This is a genomic window from Actinomycetota bacterium (genome assembly GCA_030682655.1).
Lineage (GTDB): Bacteria > Actinomycetota > Coriobacteriia > Anaerosomatales > JAUXNU01 > JAUXNU01.
In genome coordinates this window covers 1-1,278 of sequence record JAUXNU010000218.1, presented here as the reverse complement: position 1 = coordinate 1,278, position 1,278 = coordinate 1, and the positions used below count along the sequence as shown (strand labels likewise).

3 protein-coding genes are annotated in these 1,278 nt (G+C 64.0%); all 3 read right to left on the bottom strand.

Annotated features, from left to right (window positions below; translation table 11 throughout):
• The coding region (locus Q8K99_14905) for a hypothetical protein (GenBank protein ID MDP2183836.1) at positions 1-236 on the bottom strand (236 nt) is incomplete at its 3' end.
• Positions 233-730 (bottom strand): hypothetical protein, encoded by a 498-nt coding sequence (locus Q8K99_14900; protein ID MDP2183835.1) that lies wholly within the window; start codon positions 728-730, stop codon positions 233-235. The genes Q8K99_14900 and Q8K99_14905, both read right to left, overlap by 4 nt.
• On the bottom strand, positions 706-1,278 hold a 573-nt coding region (locus tag Q8K99_14895), incomplete at its 5' end, for a hypothetical protein (protein ID MDP2183834.1). The genes Q8K99_14900 and Q8K99_14895, both read right to left, overlap by 25 nt.

The following is a 1,278-nucleotide window of genomic DNA, read 5'->3' as shown; positions in this document are numbered from 1 at the left end:
GTGAGGAGCAACGCCATTACGACGATGGGCCATCCGGAGAACACCCGGTCCAGACTCACCGCGGCCATGACCGCCGCGAGCCAGGGGACGTCGTGGACGAACTGCTCGAACTGCTGGCCGAGGTAGCCCTTCTGCGGGAACAGCACGGCCAGCAGAGTCATCAGCATCAGAACGCCGATGAGAGTGGCCGCCAGTTTGGGAGAGGCGAGCCTGTTCAGGAGGCGACTCCGCCTCAATTCGTGCTCCCCTCGGGTACCGGCAGAAGGTCCGAACGGTAGACGATGAGTTTCCCGTTCGCTCGCACGAGGGTGTAGTCGAGAAGCTGCGTCTCTTCGCGCTCCTCACCGAGCGCTGCACCCGACTTGCGGTCGCGCTCCACATACCTCCAGCGCTCCTTGACCTTCACGGTCACCGTCGGTTCTTGCGACACGACTTCGAGGATCTGGAGTTCCAGAAGGTCGGACTCGAGCCGGATGTTGTTTCCCCACAGTCGCGTGGAGTAGGTGCCGACGCGACTCACCTCTTCGGCGCTGGCGACCTCGCCGACAATCTCCGGAGTGAGGTTCTCGAGCCCCTCGGAGAGCAAGACAGCGTAGCGAGAGATCACGCGCCTCGCCTCCTGTTTGCGGTAGTACCTGAGTGCGAACGGCGCGACCAGCGCCACTACGAGCACGACCACGACCGCCCACTGCAGTATCCGGCGACTCATCGTCGTGGTTCCGCGGTCCACGAGGCCGCATTCCAGAAATCACCCGCTGGGTAGGGACCCGGCTTGTAGCCCGCAATGCCGAGAACGGCGCACTCGCGTTCTTCGGGACGCTCGAAGACGGCGAGACCGAGCTGCTCGACCCGCTCGCGAATCCGGACTCCCAACAAGGAGCGCTTCGTGCTGTCGTACGCAGCCCGGGCCTGGCGATGCAGGTTCGCGAGTTCGGCGTCGCGCACGAAGGTGACCGACATACCTCGGGGATTGGCTCGCGAAGGCGTGTCCGCAGGGTCGAACATGCTGCCCCATGCGGGGTCTATGAAACTGGGGAACACCCCCGCGCCAATCGCATACCGCGCCTGCCTCAGATACCCGCGGTCGTACACAGATGAGTAGTAGTTCGCTCGCGAGTAGTTCCAGCCGCTATCGATTCCCAGCTGGCGCCAAGCCGCCAAGACCGCGTCGACCTGCTCGGCGATAATCTCGTCCTTCCCGTCCAATCTGACTGTCTGCTCGTACTTGAGCGCCACCTTCTGGCCCGATGGTCCCACGAGCCGACCGGCCTCGCGCTT